Annotated in this window: 11 protein-coding genes and 2 pseudogenes; 9 read left to right on the top strand and 4 right to left on the bottom strand. The window is 62.3% G+C overall.

Going from position 1 to position 16,866, the window contains the following annotated elements:
- Positions 1–116 precede the first annotated feature (116 nt).
- The 7 genes and pseudogenes from G9373_RS16330 to G9373_RS46470 form a co-directional block, all read left to right on the top strand.
- The gene (locus tag G9373_RS16330; protein ID WP_167115818.1) at positions 117–1,532 is read left to right on the top strand and encodes an L-serine ammonia-lyase; all 1,416 of its coding nucleotides are present in this window, start codon (positions 117–119) and stop codon (positions 1,530–1,532) included.
- Positions 1,533–1,600: 68 nt separating this feature from the next.
- A complete protein-coding gene (locus G9373_RS16325) occupies positions 1,601–2,143 on the top strand; it encodes an inositol monophosphatase family protein (protein ID WP_167115815.1) in 543 nt (180 codons plus the stop codon).
- A 55-nt stretch (positions 2,144–2,198) separates the two neighbouring features.
- Positions 2,199–2,621 (top strand): annotated as a pseudogene (locus G9373_RS16320) (transposase); the annotation flags it as partial.
- Between the two features lie 554 nt (positions 2,622–3,175).
- A complete protein-coding gene (locus G9373_RS16315) occupies positions 3,176–4,486 on the top strand; it encodes a Glu/Leu/Phe/Val dehydrogenase (protein ID WP_167115810.1) in 1,311 nt (436 codons plus the stop codon).
- Positions 4,487–5,174: 688 nt separating this feature from the next.
- Positions 5,175–6,086: a glutaminase gene (locus G9373_RS16310; protein ID WP_167115806.1), complete on the top strand. Its 912-nt coding sequence runs from the start codon at positions 5,175–5,177 to the stop codon at positions 6,084–6,086.
- Positions 6,087–7,259: 1,173 nt separating this feature from the next.
- Positions 7,260–7,427, top strand: a complete 168-nt coding sequence (locus tag G9373_RS46475; RefSeq protein WP_240960543.1) for a hypothetical protein — start codon at positions 7,260–7,262, stop codon at positions 7,425–7,427.
- 233 nt (positions 7,428–7,660) lie between these two features.
- Positions 7,661–7,993 (top strand): annotated as a pseudogene (locus G9373_RS46470) (serine/threonine-protein kinase PknK); the annotation flags it as partial.
- A 518-nt stretch (positions 7,994–8,511) separates the two neighbouring features.
- On the opposite strand, the gene G9373_RS16300 reads toward G9373_RS46470, so the two are convergent.
- The 4 genes from G9373_RS16300 to G9373_RS16285 all read right to left on the bottom strand — a co-directional run bounded on the left by G9373_RS16300 (position 8,512) and on the right by G9373_RS16285 (position 12,928).
- Positions 8,512–9,903: an MmgE/PrpD family protein gene (locus G9373_RS16300; protein ID WP_167115803.1), complete on the bottom strand. Its 1,392-nt coding sequence runs from the start codon at positions 9,901–9,903 to the stop codon at positions 8,512–8,514.
- A gap of 386 nt (positions 9,904–10,289) precedes the next feature.
- Positions 10,290–11,075, bottom strand: a complete 786-nt coding sequence (locus G9373_RS16295; protein ID WP_167115801.1) for an amino acid ABC transporter ATP-binding protein — start codon at positions 11,073–11,075, stop codon at positions 10,290–10,292.
- Positions 11,075–12,043 carry an amino acid ABC transporter permease gene (locus G9373_RS16290; RefSeq protein WP_206032254.1) on the bottom strand — a complete coding sequence of 323 codons (969 nt, stop codon included), beginning with the start codon at positions 12,041–12,043 and terminating at the stop codon, positions 11,075–11,077. Before G9373_RS16290 ends, G9373_RS16295 begins: the two co-directional genes overlap by 1 nt.
- A 33-nt stretch (positions 12,044–12,076) precedes the next feature.
- Positions 12,077–12,928 (bottom strand): ABC transporter substrate-binding protein, encoded by an 852-nt coding sequence (locus G9373_RS16285; protein WP_167115798.1) that lies wholly within the window; start codon positions 12,926–12,928, stop codon positions 12,077–12,079.
- A gap of 842 nt (positions 12,929–13,770) precedes the next feature.
- Between G9373_RS16285 and G9373_RS16280 the strand changes: the two genes are divergently transcribed.
- Entirely contained in the window at positions 13,771–14,754 is a 984-nt protein-coding gene (locus G9373_RS16280; protein ID WP_167115795.1) for a hypothetical protein, read from the top strand.
- 53 nt (positions 14,755–14,807) lie between these two features.
- A complete protein-coding gene (locus tag G9373_RS16275; protein ID WP_167115792.1) occupies positions 14,808–16,865 on the top strand; it encodes a hydantoinase/oxoprolinase family protein in 2,058 nt (685 codons plus the stop codon).
- Position 16,866 lies beyond the last annotated feature (1 nt).

Here is a 16,866-nt window from a genome sequence, read left to right as displayed (position 1 = left end):
AGACATGACGAACATCCTCCGGCCTCCGGCTGGAAGCACGGTCGTTCCCCAGATCACCACCGACCTGGGGAGTCGCCGCACCGCATCATCTGCACCAAGGAAGGGAGCACCGTCTGATGGTTGTCAGCGTGTTCGACCTGTTCTCGATCGGTATCGGCCCGTCCAGCTCACACACCGTCGGCCCGATGCGCGCCGGCGCGATGTTCGTCGACGAGGTGAAGAACCGTCTCGATCTCCGCACCATCACCCGCCTCGAGGTCGACCTCTACGGTTCCCTCGCGGCGACCGGCCGCGGACACGGAACCCTCGGCGCCGTGCTCCTTGGCCTCGAAGCGAACGCACCGGAATCGATCGACCCCCATTACGCACACAGTCGGGTCGCTGAGATCGACGCGACGAACCGCCTTCGATTCGCGGACGCCAAGGATCTCGACGTCAGCTCCGGGGCCATCGGCATGCATCCGCTGACGATCAAGGACCGGCACACCAACACCATCCGGTTCGCCGTCCACACCGACCCGGCCGCCGCCGACTACACCCCCGAGCAGCTCGCCGTCGCCATCCCCGCCCACGAGGCGGTGTTCTACTCGGTCGGCGGCGGCTTCGTCGAACGTGAAGGCCAGGCCGTCTCCGTCGGATCGGCCACCCCGGTGCCGTTTCTCTTCCGCACCGGCGCCGAACTGCTCGGGATCTGTGAACGGGAGAACCTGTCGGTCAGTGATGTCATGTGGCGCAACGAGATCGCGACGCGCCGACCCGAGCAGGTGCGCGCCGGACTGCTCGAGATCTGGCGGGCAATGGCGACGTCCATTCACAACGGGTTCACCGCCACCGCCGGGTATCTGCCCGGTACGCTGCGGGTCAAACGCCGCGCACCCGAGTTCTACAGTCGACTCGTCGCACGCGAGAATCGTGTGGACCATGCTGATTCCATGGACTGGCTCAACGTCGCGGCGATGGCGGTCAACGAGGAGAACGCCGCCGGCGGCCGGATCGTCACCGCCCCGACCAACGGTGCCGCGGGTATCGTGCCGGCGGTGTTGTTCTGGGCGTTGCGCTACCTGCCCGGTCTCGACGAACCGCAGGCCAAGGACGCCGCAGTGGTCAAGTACCTGCTCACCGCCGCGGCGATCGCCGTGCTGTACAAGGAGCGCGCCTCGATCTCCGGCGCCGAAGTGGGATGTCAGGGCGAGGTCGGCTCCGCGTGCTCGATGGCGGCCGGTGCTCTCGCCGAACTGCTCGGCGCCACGCCCGCTCAGGTCGAGAACGCCGCCGAGATCGGCATCGAGCACAACCTCGGTCTGACGTGCGACCCGATCGGCGGATTGGTACAGATTCCCTGCATAGAGCGCAACGCGATCGCCTCCGTCAAGGCTGTCAATGCCGCGAAGATGGCCCTGCACGGCGACGGCAGTCACCGTGTCTCGCTCGATCAGGCCATCGAGACCATGCGCCAGACCGGCATGGACATGCTCTCGAAGTACAAGGAAACCTCGCAGGGCGGCCTCGCCGTCAACGTCCCCGAATGCTGACGACGACCGCCGTCGACACCACGACCCGCCGTCTCCGGCGGTATGACCGCCGCTACTAGGGTTCTGCTATGCCGTCCACATTCCAAGCCCTGGCCGTGGCGCTTCTCGCACTACTTCTGGGAGCCCTGTACGCGTTTGATGTCATCGGGCTGGCCGTCGGTGTCGTACACGACGTCTACCGCGAACAGACGATCGGCGCAGCCCGGGGGATGGGTGTGCGCCTCAACAGCGTCCCCGTCGCGGCGGAACCCGGTACCGGGTCGATGGCCGGGCAAGTCGTGCTCACTGAGTGGTCATCGGGATTTCGCGCCTGGCCCGGCATGGAGAAGTTCATGGAGTGGGTCAGTGGCGAACACGGCACCATTCGCATCATCGGTTCCTGCGCGCTGTCTCTCGCGCACGCCGGCCTGGGACGCGCCGCCGCGACCATCTTGCCGGGAAAGTACAACAGCTGGGATGTGGCCGCGGGGGTCATCATCGCCACCGAAGGTGGTTGTCAGCTATTCGACACTTTCGGACCCGCCGGCGACTTGCCCGAGCACGGGTTGCTGGTGGCCACTACCGACGTTGCTGACGCGGTGTGGGACGCGTGGAGCAGGAGCAGAAGCTAGGAGCGTGGGTCGGTAACACGCCGGGCGGGGTGTTCGGGTGATGGTCGGGTATGCGAGCGGGCAAGTCCCGGACCAGGTTCTCGGCGACGCCGGCTACTGCTCGGCCGACAACCTCGACAGCGCCGCCGAGTTCGCCGACGAACACGGCACCGAGTTCTATGTCGCGACCGGACGCCGGCGCCGTGTCGACCCGCCACCGATCGCGCCGCGCGGGCGAATCCCCAAGTCCGCGAACGGCAAGCAACGAATGGCCCGCAAGCTGGCCACCCGGAAGGGCCGCAACGCATACGCCCGCCGCAAGGCCATCGTCGAACCGGTCTTCGGTCAGATGAGCACCCTGCAGAACGCCAAACAATTGTTGCTCCGCGGACTCGACCAGGCCCGCGGCGAATGGCTGCTGCTCGCCGCCTGTCACAACCTCCGCAAGCTCCACGGCGTAGTCGGTGTCCACGGCCTCGCGACCCTCGCCGCGAGCTGACCTCCCGGTCAGCCGCCACCCGCAGAGCTCGGTACGGACACCCGCGCAACCTGCGCTCATCCCGAACCAATCTGCCCACCCACCGCCGACCCAATCGACTCCGGCGGACCCTGGCAACGATCCCGATTGGCAATACAGACCCACGCTCCTAGCCACACAGCCTCAGACTCCAACCCGAAGTTGCGGCACGGGGTACCCATTAGGCGCGGCTGGGATCTCTTGTCGACCACACGGGCCGTGAGACATTCAGCTCCGTTGTCCCGGCGTCCGTGCGCATTACTGATTCAGGGGCGGGGGGATTTGCTCACCCTCTGAGTGCGGATGGCTATTCCGCCGTGCGATGTGGGTATCAGATTTCACTATTGGATTCGCGGCTTTAGCACGATTCATAATAGTTCTGGGAAGTGCCAGTGTGGCGCCGGAGAAGGGGCTGCGTCATGCCGGGCACGCTACTCAACCAGGATGGATGCAGAGCGCGGCAACACGACGGGGTGCATGTCCCCAATCCGCCACCGCAGATTCCCGCCACACAAGGATGATGGAGTAGATCGCGCATGACCATTACCGAATCTGCCGTAGCCGAATTCGGCCGTGATTTGAGGGCGCCAGTGTCGTCGCCCGGTCAACTGGCTCACCGCTCGGCCTTGATGCAACTCGAGAAAGCTGGAGAGTTCCTGGGCCTTGACAAGGGGATGCAACAACTGCTCGCGACTCCGCGTAGATCACTGACTGTCGCAGTACCACTTCGCCGTGACGACGGCCGTCTCGAGGTCCACACTGGCTACCGAGTTCAACACAGCCTCACCCGCGGGCCGGGAAAGGGTGGCGTCCGATTTCACCCCGCCACGGACCTGAATGAGGTTACGGCCCTCGCAATGTGGATGACTTGGAAGTGCGCCCTGCTCGGCCTACCCTACGGCGGCGCCAAAGGCGGGATCGCCGTCGACGTGGACGGGTTCAGTCGCGCCGAGAAAGAGAGAATGACCAGACGCTACACCCAAGAAATACTTCCGTTCATAGGACCCGACAAAGACATTCCTGCCCCCGATGTCAACACCGACGAGACAACGATGGCATGGATGATGGATACCTACTCCGTCAGTGTCGGATACTCCGTCCACGCTGCGACGACCGGCAAACCGCTTACCGTGGGAGGTTCCAACGGCCGGGCCACAGCCACCTCACGGGGAGTCGTGATTACTGCTTTAGAAGCCATGCGGCACAAAGGTATCGACCCACGTAACGCGACAGTAGCGATTCAGGGATTCGGCAAAGTCGGAGCCCACGCTGCACGGCTCTTCGCAGAGGAAGGCTGCAGGGTGGTCGCAGTGACCGATGTGACCGGTGGCATTCAACAGGACCGCGGGCTCCTGATCGACCCGCTCATCGACCGGGCATCTCAGGGCGGCGTGCTGACCGAGCTGTCTGGGTTCGGCGACCGCATTTCCAACAAGGAACTGTTGGCACTAGATGTTGATGTTCTGGTTCCGGCAGCAATGGACGGCGTATTGACCGAGGACAACGCAGACGAGGTTCGCGCCAGTCTCGTCGTCGAGGGTGCCAACGGACCGACATCCCCGGAAGCCGATGCAATTCTCGCCGACAACGGCATTACCGTCGTCCCCGACATTCTCGCGAACGCGGGTGGAGTCGTGGTGTCGTACCTGGAGTGGGTTCAGAACTTGCAGGCCTTTTCCTGGAGCATCGAGGAGGTTGACCGCAAGCTCACATCGCTGATGGGTGCCGCCTCACAAACAGTATGGGCACTCGCAGCGAACCAAGCGATTTCCCTCCGTCTTGCCGCACATGCCCTCGGCGTCGGCAAGGTCGCCGAAGCACACCGAGACCGCGGTCTTTTCCCGTGACCGCGGTCTGGCCAAGTAGATACCTTGAGGACGCCACCTACGCGCTAGCACTTCGAATACGTGCTCAAGTGCGTCCCTACCGTCGTCCGCTGAGGAGGCAACAGCCTCATACGCCTGGTTTCACCGAATCAATACGTCGAAGGGCCTCGGTCTGCCGATGCTGGTGATATTCCTTCATGGTGCAACCGCCCTTCTCAGGGTGCTCGGCGGTCACCGGTGTTTGAAACCCCTGCAGAGTGCGATTGAGGCAGCCGCCCTGTCTGAGGCCGAGCGACGGGCTCTGGAGCTGTACAGCTACCTTCTCGACGACAGAGCGGATGAAGCGACTCTTTCTGGGGGAACAGTAGCCTGCGAAGCATCCAACACTGCTCGTGTCAGAGCCAAAAGAATGAGGGACCCGCAAACCTGATGTCATTCACGGTGCCTATCGCTATCGTCATCCCTGATCTCGTGGACCAAAATTCTTCGAAACTTGGTTCATCCTCGGAATTCCGTTGGGGCGCCGGGCGGTGCCCTCAATTTATTCCTCGGATTATCGGCGATGTCAAATACCTGGAGCAAGTTGTGGTCGCACTGCGATGGCTCGACGTCCGCATCCCGGACTTCGACGGCGCCGGCGGCCCGCGAGCGTGAGAACGCTGTTCACAACAGCTCAACACTCTGACGTGACAAAGGCAGGCAACGATTCATGGAGTTCCAGAACCTTCTAGACGACATTGTCGGCTCGATCAAGCCCCACCTCGGTGAGGGAAATGTTGCAAACTCTATTCCTGAGCTTGCCGCTGTGGAACCCAACCAATTCGGGATCAGTGTTGCCACACGCGAAGGCGAGGTCTATTCGTCGGGGGATTCTGAAACGCCGTTCTCCATTCAGAGCATCTCGAAGGTGTTCGCTCTAGCGCTGGTACTCGCTTGCGACGGGGAATCGATCTGGAAGCGGGTCTTCCGAGAGCCGTCTGGAAACCCATTCAATTCGCTTGTCCAACTTGAACACGAGAATGGAATTCCGAGAAATCCGTTCATCAACGCCGGTGCATTGGTGGTCGCGGATAGGCTCCTCAGCGTCTCGGCGGGTGAGACAAACGGGGTCCTGGGCCTTCTGCGTGACGAGAGCGGCAACGCGGTCCTTCAGGTGGACACAGGCGTCGCCGCATCTGAATCTCGTCACAACCACCGGAATCAGGCGCTCGCCCATTTCCTCGCCAGCTGCGGAAATCTGGATAACCCAGTCGATGAAGTCCTCGACGCATACATCAATCAATGTGCCGTCTCGGCGAGTTGCACCGACTTGGCCCTAGCGAGCAGATTTCTCGCTGCGAACGGTGCCCGCCGAGACGGCGCTGCGCTACTAGATCCACATCAAACCAAGCGGATCAACGCGATGATGGTTACGTGCGGAACCTACGACGCAGCAGGCGAATTCGCCTACCGTGTCGGGCTCCCCGGTAAGAGTGGCATCGGCGGCGGTATTATCGCTGTAGTGCCAAACAACTGCGCCATCTGCGTCTGGAGCCCACGGTTGGGTAGCTCCGGAAACTCTATCGCAGGCGTCGCCGCGCTCGACGAATTTACCTCCCGCACGGGACTGTCTATCTTTTGATGTTCACTCCGTAATGATCCAGGGCCGCGCCGAGGGCATTCGATTGGTCCTGGCGAGGGTTCGCACTGTGTGCCGCTGCCTTCGTATCTGAGGGCCAGCGACTGGATCCGTGGAACCGGCCGCACAGTCATCGGTTGCCGGCGTACTCAATCGGAGTCCTGCTGGACCGGATATCGAATCGAAGGTACCTGTCGACGTGAACGTGTACGAACGAGATCTCGCCCGGTTCATCCTGGCGTGGCGACCCTATGGTGGTCCTACGAACGAAGACGTCCTCGGGACGTTCGGCATCAGACTCCCTCGCGTCACCGAGATCCTTCTGCCCCTAATGGTGGAAGGCGATCGCGATGACCTGATGGAATCGGATCGCCAGCTACTCATCCAGCTGATGTGCAACGAGCCCGCCGTCCGAGCGCTAGAAACAGACTCGCGCACCGCAAACGTGCGCCGAACGATGGAAAAATCGCTCAGCCGTCCATCACCGCATGCAAATAGCGGCAGCCAGCCAACACACGTGCGACCACCATGGCGAGATCCGGTGCGCAGGCAGCGCCGTTAAGTTTAAGCACTCGGGGTATTCGGCGGCGGCGTTGAGGAAGCGCAACCCCGGTAACCGGGGCGCTGATGCGTCGGCGATGGACCGACTAGCTCGGTAACGGAAGAGGTCGTTCGTGCGGCCCCACCGTGCGCCGGCCAGGCAGTGTCAGGTACCTCCTCGTGGGGCTGACCGTGGCAACCGGTGACACCGGATCCATCCACCGCCTCAATCATCGAAAGAGGTATCTGATGTCCAGTTCCATCGAAGCCGGCAACCGCAACGCCGTAGCCGAGACTGCCAGCACCAAGGGCTGCGAAACCTGTACTGCGTCCGATTCGGCTTCGCCGTCGTCTGGGCGGGCCTGCTCGTCCTCACCGCTTCGACGCTCACCCCGGTCAGCATTGCCTTGCTGGTGATCTATCCACTGTTGGACGTCGGCGCGGCTGTGATCGACTTCCGTTCGTCGGGTGCCGCACGACCGCAGGTGCTGCTGTACATCAACATGGCACTGAGTCTGTTCACCGCCATCGGATTGGCCGTCGCCGTCACCCCCGGCGCCCCGAGCGTTCTGCGGGTGTGGGGTGCCTGGGCGATCACCGCGGGCATCGTGCAGTTGATCGTGTGGTCAGTGGGCGATGATCCTCACCGGCGGGCTCTCCACCATCGCCGGCACCAGTTTCATTCTGCAAGCCGTCGGGGCGCATGCCTCACTCACCAACATCGCCGGATACGCGACGCTAGGCGGCGTCTTCTTCCTGATCTCGGGGATCCGTCTGCACCGCCGCGCAATTGAGGCGCAGTGATCTGATCGAGTCCGCCGCCCGGCAGACGGGAAACCCACCGCACCGGTGAAGACTTTCCCACTGCCGGGCCAGGACGTTCGACCTCGCTCCGTCCGGCAGCGTCATCGCGCGGTCACTGATTTTCGGGACCTGGCGACCGCAGTCCCGCGGAATGAGACCACGAAGACGGGTGTCCTCCTGCAGTTTGTGAACGGTAATAGCAACGCCTGGAACAACAATCTCTCTGGCCATACCTGCTGACCGACTGCGGGAACCTGCAGTTGACAGATTTCAGCATCTCCACGTGGTCGACGCCTTCGAGACCGCATCCCGAATCGTGGCGGGTTCACCGGCCTTCGCCGCCCCGGAGGTCCTTTCCGGTGAATCGCCCAGCCCTGCCCGTGACGTGTACGGCCTGGGGGGCGCCACTGTTCTGCGCGATCACCAGGCACGCCCCGTTCGAACGCCGCGAGGGCGAATGGATGGTCGCACAGTTCCTCCGCATCACCACCGGGCCGGTCCGGGACCTTTACGAGCGGGAGACCCCCGCCGACGTGAGCGACCTCCTCGAGCGGGCCCTGGCACGCCGCCAGGAAGAGTGCGCTGCGTCGCCTTACAGGCCTTTCCCGTGGGGTGAGACGGCGATGCCGCTCAGAGGGATGGATCAACCCAGTGCACCCAGTGCACCCGGTGGATCCCTGGCAAGATCGGCGATGACGGTGCTCGCTTCCCCTACGCCCGCAACCCGCGCGCCTACGGCTCCGCAGCGGTCGCCCGGGCAACGGCGAGAGCGTGGTGGTCATGCATCGAAAGGTGACGAACCAGCGACCGGCCGCCGCCGGCGACATATGGAACCTTCGCCGCTGACCCCACCGCTCCATACCCGAGCGCGCACGACTGCCGACGCGCCGCGAGACGGCCCCGCCGCAGCCCTAAGCAACTCGATCAACAAGTTGAGAACTGGCCACTGGTCAACGCTACGACCCCAACTACGCCTTCCCCACCCCCAGTCCACAGTGGCCATAAACATAGTGAAGCTGCGAACCACACACTGAGGCAAAAAGGTTGCGGAACTGCTGCCATGGGGCCTGACAACGGGGCGATCTCATTCCTCTACCTTGGATGACGGAGGCGTATCGGTCTTCAGGGCCACCCAAAGGTCTGCGAGAGTTGCGTCAGGTCGCTCTAGGACGTCGAAGATCTGTTCTGCCGTTGTCACGTTGATACCGCTATAGCAGATGTTCTGCCGAAACTTGTCTTCGACGGCGTGAAGGTTTGACTTTGCGAATGTCGACGCTCGACCGTCATTGTGAAAAGTTCGCCGCGTTCCGTCCTTGGTCGTCACTTCCATTTCGGCGGGCCAATTTGCCGGGTAGCTGGCGAAGTCGGAAATTTGAAAATTGATGCGATCCAAAATGTCGACGAGAGGCCCGTCGAGGCTCACCTCGTCAAAAGTTCGGAGGTTGACGTCACCGTCGACAAGCCCTCGTGCGACGAGCCAGTGGCCCGCAAAGCGCGCTCTGTAGGAGTTCTCTGGTGCTTTGCGCGCCTCGATGGGCAACGCGACGCACCGCATTGCGAGCTCACTTGGAAGCTTGACCGTGACGGCCTCGATATCGGAAGCGCGGAACGATGACGCCGCCTCGAGGGTGCAACTGACGACCGACTGGAGGAAATGGCAGCAGCCGTATCGCTTCATGCTGATATCCGCGCTCAGCCACGGATCTCCGAGAGTGGACGTATCCGCCAGCCGGCCGGCATCAAGGTGTGTCGCCAGAAGGCCGTATTGTCCCTCGATGGGCTGCAATGGTCCCTTGAAGCCCGTTGATGCGGCAATCGCAGCGCCGATCGCACTCTGTGCGGCGACGGCCACATTCCAGTTTTTGACCCACGACTCCTCGAATTGCCACGTTCCTGCGCCAACCGTGCCGACCAGTCCGATCGCGTCGACGATCTTCTCTCGATCGAGCTTCAGCAATCGAGCCGCCGCAACAACAGCTGCGAGACTGCCGAGTACTGCGCTGGTGTGAAAGCCCCTGTCCTGGAGATCTCGGCCAATTGCCTTGCCGAGCCAGCAGGCAACTTCTGCACCGACTGCGGTTGCCTCGAGCAAATCCGGCAGGCTTGCGCCCTTCATATCCGAGATAGCCAGCGCAGCCGGGATGACCGTCGGGTGCGTATGGATTGCGCCGGCCGGGTAAGTGTCATCGAAATCCAGTGCGTGAATGAGCGTCGAGTTGATGAACGCGGCACCGTAAGGGCTACGGCCGACCACACCGTCCAGGCTGCCGCACAAACCCTCTCCCATGAATGATGTGGCGCCAGCGATGGCGCTTTGAGCTTGTGGCGTATTGCGGGCAGCGAGAGCTACGCCGATCGCATCGAGAAGACGGATGCGAGCGAGCTCGAATGCCTCCCCACTGACGGGCGCGACCGCGAAATCGGCGATCGCACCGCTGATCGAATCCGACCGATCTATCTCACTGGCGGTTGACATGGCGGGATTGCTCCTTCATTCGAGTTGATGACTCAGTCGCGCGTCCCGGTATCGCCAGAGTGTCATCCGGCGACCCGGTACTGCGCGGCATTTGAGCAGACCGATTGCGGCGGCGCTTGAGCCTTGCGACGGCAGGTTGATCGACAGCGTCGGGGCTAGCTCGGCCGGGACTGGAGTGTCGAGGTCGGTACATGGGGATCATTGCCCAGAATCCTCCCCGACCTCAGGTGGTCCTGGCCGTTGAGCAGGTGATCGAGTGCTGCACGCTTTGTGCCACGTCACGCTTACTGTGACGCTGGCCCTGGGGCGATCACTGCGGGGAGGATTGGGACCGGATCGGCAACCCACAGTCCGTTTGCCGGCGTCGTTCTTCCGCCCCTGAGACGCTAGTTTGGCTTGACGGCCGACAGGAACTGCCGCGTACGCTCCGACTCGGGCGAGGAGAACACAGCCTCTGGTGTCCCCTGTTCGACGATCCTCCCGTCGTCCATATAGACGACGTGGGTGGCGATGTCCGCGGCGAAGCCAATGTGGTGTGTCACCACTACCGTGGTCATGCCGTCGCCGATGACCGATTTGATCACTGACTCGACCTCCGCCACCATCTCGGGATCGAGGGCGCTCGTCGGCTCGTCCATCAGCAGGACGCTGGGCTTCATCGCCAGTGCTCGAGCGATCGCCACTCGCTGTTGCTGTCCGCCGGAAAGTCGCGCAGGGTAGGCCTCACAACGGTCACCGAGACCGACCCTGCGGAGCAGTTCCACCGCTTCGCGGCGGGCGACGTCCTTCGGGCGCCGTGCGACGCGAAGCGGACCCAGCATCACGTTCTCGATGGCGGTCATGTTGCTGAAGAGGTTGAAGTTCTGGAAGACGAAGCCGAATTTCTGTCGCTGCTGCGACATTTCACGGGAGCATAGTTGGTGAAGGCGATTGGTGAGCTTGTAGCCGATTGGTTCACCGCGCAACACGACACTTCCCGACTCGATTGTTTCCAGCCCGTTCAGGCAGCGCAGCAGGGTCGACTTCCCTGACCCCGACCGTCCGACAATTACCGTGACTGCACCTTCGTCGACGTCCATTGAGACATCACGAAGTACGGGTTTATCGCCGTAACTCTTGCCCAGCGCTCGAACCGAGATAGCGGGCGCCGGATGGTTCTTCTGTTCCGTCATCAGCTCAGCCTGTCCGTGATCTTGAGATCGAGTTGTGGGGAATCGGTCGAGGCCGTTTCTTTGCTTCCGCCCTGTTTGCCGTATCCCCGTCCGAGCCTCCGCTCGAGGTAAATTTGGCCGACCGCCAGGAGCGAGGTGACGATCAGGTACCAGAGAACCGCGACGGTAAGCAGCGGGATGACCTGAAATGTCTGGTTGTATGTTTCCTGAACGGAGTAGAGGAGTTCCCGCATCGCGATCACGCTCACCAGACTTGTGGCCTTGAGCATACTGATTACCTGACTTCCTGTCGGCGGCACAGATACTCGTGCCGCCTGCGGAAGAATGACGCGCAGGAACAGTTGATAGCGACGCATGCCGATCGATCGTGCAGCCTCAATCTGACCGTCAGGAACGGCCAGCACTCCGGCCCGGATGATCTCCGCCATGTACGCCATTTCATGCATTGCAAGACCGACGATGGCGGCGACCAACGGTGTGATCAGGTCGTTCGTATTCCATGACGAGAACACTGGTCCGAAGGGTATGCCAATCGAAATTTGTGGGAGCAAGGCGGCGAGGTTGTACCAAAAGATCAGCTGCACTAGCAGCGGAACGCTGCGCAGGACCCAAACCACGGTCGACGAAAACCACACCAGGGGTTTGCTGTCGGAGAGTCGCATAGCGGCGAGGCCGATCCCGCCAAGGATGCCGAGAGCCATACAGATTACGGTCAGTTGCAGCGTCGCGGCGAGCCCCTGAAGAACGTAGACGCTTGTGAAGTATTCCAATACGACCGGCCACGCGAATGCGGGGTTGGTTGCGATGAACTTTGTCGCCTGTGCGAGGAGAACGAGAACTACCACGACGGCGATCCATGTTCGGATTTGTGGACGTCTCGCCGCGGTTGCTGCGTCGAACGGGTCGCCCGTCGGCGGGCTAGTGCTTTTCTTGGTCATTGACATTTCGAGCTTCTTCGTCATAGTCATTTAGGACTCCTGGTTGGCGCTTGAAATTGTTCTCTATTTGCCAAGGTTCACGCCGATGGTCTCGACCTTTTCAAGACCAAGTCCCGCTTCATCCATGATCTTGTCGTATGTTCCGTCGGCCAGGATTCGCTCGAAGGCCGCTTGTAGCGCGGGCTGCAGGCCGGAATCGTCCTTGACGATTGCGCCCATCGGTAGGTCCCCGAAACCGTTGGGTTGGTCGGTCCCAACGACCTTCATGGCCTCATCCCGTTGCGCGTAGTAGGTCATGCCCGAGACTGACGAGAAGTAGGCGTCAACGCGACCGGAGGAAACCGCGAGCGCCGCGGTCGCCCAGTCCTGGAAGGTTTGCATGTCGACGGCGGGTTTTCCTTCCGCTACACACTTGTCTGATTGTTTTTGCATCACGACAGTTGCTTGGCCACCCGCCAGAAGCGCGATTGTCGATCCACAGACGGTGTCCAACCCGTTGATGTTCTTCGGGTTGTCCTTCGAAACGAGGAACGCGACCTTCTCCTTCATCCAGTCGACGAAGGTGCCGACCTTCTGCCGCTCGGGGTTGTCACCCCACGGGCCGAGACTCAGGTCCGCGCGGCCGGCGTCTAGTGCAGCGACCAATGACGGCAGCGAGCCGATGTTCAGGAATTCGACCTTGACTCCCATCAGGTCCGCCAGGGCGTGGCCGATGTCGACCGAAACGCCATCAACTGTGCCTTGGTTTGGGAGGTAAAACGGGGGTTGCGGTCCTCCGTAGAGAATCGTGAGACTGCCGGAGTTCTTCACGTCAGCGGGAAGCAGTGCGGCGATCGATTCGTCGGGTCCCGACCCTGTGCCGTCGGCATCCTCGCTTCCGCCGTGGGCAAAACATCCGGCCGACGTCGCGATCATCAGGGTGCTGATTAGGACGGCCCCCAACCGCCTGCACCCCCAGCGTTGACTCGGAACACGAGTTCTTTGGCGCATTGTGCCCTTACCTTTCGTACTAACCGAGTGTTTTGGGGCTGACCATGCAGGTCGTCGGCGCCATGGAGGTTTGCCAATGAGTCCGAAGCACTCGGCCTGGATGCCGTAGCGCGTAGCAATCGCCGGTGATCAGCATCACGATCATCACTAGCTGTGCACTTTCTGTCAACCGTATACCGGCGTGAGATAGGGGTATCAGAATTCACTATTGGATTCGTACCGATAGCACGTTTCATAATACTTCTGGAATTGTTTCGCTTGGCGACATACAGGCGTCCGCCCCGCGCTGGCCGACCCCGCTCGCGCTCGCTCGGCGGCTCGAAAGGCGCTCAACCGCAGTCCATCTCGGTGGTTATGAGTCTCCGGCGACAACTCAGACCGATTGAAGGTGGCTTCGTGGCATTTCTAGTTTCTGGCTCTGCTCGGCTTCGTGGAGGCCCCACCAAGGGCCGCCGCAGTAGCAGCAGTGACGGCCGAAATGTTGGCGTCCAACCGCGGCCTGGGTACGTTGCTGATCAGATCGAGCCAGCAGTTCCAGATAGCCGGCGTCTTCACCGCCATCACCCTATTTCCTTGATCCTCACCGGCTGCGTGATCCTGATTGAGCGCAGAGTCCTGCGTTGGAAGCCCAGTGGTCACACCAGCGGCATCTAGCAACCTCGCTGCCCTTATCTTTGCCACCGTCAAGACGCCAGGGACGCACCTCGCGTCATCGGACGTTGAAGCCTGCCCTCATGGGCCGGGCGACCCGATCAGGAGCCCAACCGATGACTACAACAGTCGACGAAATCGATGCGCTACAGCGCGAGATCAACACAGCAAGCCGCACCCTGCTCAATGCTGAGCCGGGGGAGATCAACGCCATCCGCACGGGCAACCACAAGGTGCGTGCCGGAGCGGGTGGCCAATACTTCACGACTTGGGACACCGCCCACGGCATGCTGCGTGACTGGGCCTGCTGTGGTCTCTACCCGTTGCTGCGACTTGCGGAGTCGAACGAGACCGGGCTGATGCCAGCTCAGCTGTTGGAGTTTTGGCAGGCCACGGCCTACAAATATTCGACCTATCTGGGATACAGCGGCTTCGACACGCTCCACAGCTTCGAGCGTCGCGCGTATGCCGTCTGCGCGGCGCAACCAGATCGAGACACCATCATCTCGATGCTCCGCGAGATCGTCCGCTACGCCAACCTGCTTACGGCCTGGTCCCATCACTACTTCCCATGGGGGGTCGGCGCGGGTATGCGCTATGTCGAGGCCTCGGATGAGCCATCAGGTGCGGCGGTCTCGACCACGCGCCTGACATCCACGGATGTCCCCTCCGACATCGATGGGCCACGCATCGAGATCACCTGGGAACCGCTCGGGATCCAGGCCGAGGCCGTCTTGGCGACTTCGCTCAATCCCGAGCTCGTGGAGGAGTTCGTCAGTGCACTACCGTTCACGATCCTGCAGGAGCACGCTCTGGTCAGCGGTGAATCCATGTTCGCCTGGACCCCACTGGTCAGCACGGCGCCCGTCCGGCACACCGAACTAATCTCGGACGCCCCGATTGGTCGACTTCGATTCTCCCAGAACAGCGGTCAGAAATTCATCGTCCAGTACGGGACTACCACCGAAAATCTTGCGGCGCCCGTGCTCGGCCAGATCATTCCGGAGCATCGCGCCGGGCTCGCCGCTGTCGGGGAGGCCGCCTGGAACAACACCCTGGATCGCCGCGAGGACATCTGGGTCTCAGTCCGACTCGTTTGATCGTCCACGACCACACGCCACCAGCAACAGATTTCAGAGAGAAGGAATGCCTCGTGCTACGCATTGGAGTTGACGTCGGAGGAACGTTCACCGACTTCGCAGGAGTTGAGGAAGGACGCCCACCTGGCGACATTGTCGGCCTGAAGGTTCCGTCCACCCCGCCGACCTTCATCGAAGGGTTCCGGGAAGGACTTGACCGTCTGATCGCGAAGATGGGCTTGAGCCGTGACACCGAGGCTGTGCTGATGCACGGCACCACCATCGGGGTGAACACAGTCATCGAGCGCTCAGGCCCCAAGATTGCTCTGCTGACCACGGAGGGGTTCCGCGACATTCTGGAGCTGCAGCGCCTCCGGCTGAACGACACGGTCAACTTCTTCACCTCCCGCACAGAACCATTGGTGCCTCGCAACCTCGTCTATGAAATTCCGGAAAGACTCGCGCCCAGCGGCAAGGTATTGACGCCCATCGATCTTGACGCAGTGCTTAGTGCCGCCAAGGACGCTCTCGGCAACGGTGCCGAGGCGCTGGCGATCGCATTCCTGCACAGCTACCGCAACCCTGAGCACGAGACCGCAGCACGCGACCATCTCCGCGCGATGCTCAATGAGGATCTGGCCATCAGCACTTCCAGTGAGTTGTGGCCCCAGATCGGCGAGTACGAGCGTGCGGTGGTTGCGACCCTGAACGCGTACACGATGGGGAAGATGGACACCTACCTGGGCCAGGTCGAGGACTACCTGGCCGCCGTGCTCCCCAAGGCGCGGCTCATGGTGACCCGCTCCAACGGCGGCGCCGCCGTTGGAGCGGAGGCTCGTCGGGCACCGGTGTACACGCTCCTCTCAGGCCCGGCGTCAGGCGTTACCGCGGCCACGTTCATGGCCAAGCAGCTTCCCGACAAACGCAGCCTGCTCACAATGGACATGGGCGGCACCAGCGCCGACATCTCCCTCATCCTGAACGGGCTGCCGCAGACCTCGGAGCAGTCGATGGTGGGTGATTTCCCGCTCATGATGCCCGTTACCGCGGTCGAGGCCGTCGGTGCCGGCGGCGGCTCAATCGCGAAGATGGACAACGGTGTCCTGCGCGTCGGCCCCGAAAGCGCGGGGGCTAACCCCGGCCCGGCGTGCTTCAGCCGCGGCGGAGACAAGCCGACCGTCACCGACTCGTATCTGCTGTGCGGCTATCTGGACGCTGAGCGGTTCCTCGGCGGTGAGATGCCCCTCGACCGTGAGAAATCAGAACGAGCAATGGCACCCATCGCCCAGGCGCTCGGCACCGACGTCGCTGGTGCGGCCGATGCGTGCATCGCGGTCGCAACCTCAAACATGATGGCCAACGTCCTGCCGTTCCTCTCCCGCCAAGGCGTCGACGCCAGTGAACTGTGCCTGGTGGCCTTCGGCGGCAACGGGGGTCTTCACGGCACACTTCTCGCCCAGGACCTCGGCATCCGCCAGGTGCTGGTGCCCTCTCGGTCCTCGGTGTTCTGCGCCTTTGGCGGTCTTGTCGCCGAGATGGTTCACGACACCATCGACGTGGTCCGTGGAGCTCAACTCGACGTCGCCGACATCCGAACCCGCTACGAGGGACTCGAGAAGCAGGCACGGTCCTGGCTGCTCGACACGTTCGACGAGGAGACCCTCAGCGGAATCAACGTCGAGCGTTGGGCCTCCATGCGGTACGCCGGCCAAGCCTTCGACATCGCCGTGCCCCTGAGCGGCGGAGTACTGGACACCGACGATCTCACCGCTGTCTACGCCGACTTCCACAGCGAGCACACTCGTCTCTACGGTCACGCCGACCCTACGGCCGACATCAACATCGTCGAACTCCGCGTCCGCATCCGCGGCGAGCTTCCCACCCTGGACTCTTCTATCCAAGAAGGCAGCGAAACGACCGCTGCGCCCGAGCCGCGGACGCGCCGAACGATCCGAGTCGGAGGCAAGGACCACCCCGACGCCGGAATCTACGACTGGGAGTCCCTGCGCGCCGGCCAGACCATCATGGGCCCCGCGCTCATCGAACGACCCGAGACCACTGTGCTCGTGCCGCCGCGGTACCTAGCCGGCGTGCAGAGCAGTGGCGACGTACTTCTCACCCAGGAGGCCTGAG

The organism is Rhodococcus sp. A14, assembly GCF_011603105.1.
Taxonomy (GTDB): domain Bacteria; phylum Actinomycetota; class Actinomycetes; order Mycobacteriales; family Mycobacteriaceae; genus Rhodococcus_F; species Rhodococcus_F opacus.
Note: the sequence above shows the minus strand (reverse complement) of the source record. Positions and strands in the feature narration are given on the sequence as shown.